Source organism: Bradyrhizobium sp. Kon69 (assembly GCF_055807515.1).
Map to the genome: position 1 here is coordinate 1 of NZ_JBVVOS010000197.1, position 341 is coordinate 341.

The window sequence follows — 341 nt, forward strand, 5'->3', positions numbered from 1 at the left end:
ATATCAAGCCCTTGTACTCGATGGATGAGACATTACGGCGTGCACCAAGCTACATGCATGAGCTGGATACGCGCATTGGTCGAGTATTGTTGTTGGGCCGATCTTATGGCAGCTACGGCAGCAGTTTTCAGTTGGCCGGCGAAACGGGGGCCGAAATTCTCCAATTGGCGTTAAAAACCCAACGCCTGTTTCTTGAGCTGGGCCCAAGACTAGCGCTTAATCCCGGTCCGGCTCGCGCCGGTCGTTTCGATTGGGCGGTGACACCCGATGGCGATTACATCCCCCGCTGGACCAGCGATGGCCGTGAGTTGGATGATATGTTTCCGCTCAAACCGCTTCCC

General features: G+C 55.7%; 1 protein-coding gene. It reads left to right on the forward strand.

Annotated elements, in window-relative coordinates:
- The coding region (locus tag AC0L3U_RS38810; protein ID WP_473365026.1) for a hypothetical protein at nt 1-341 on the forward strand (341 nt) is incomplete at both ends.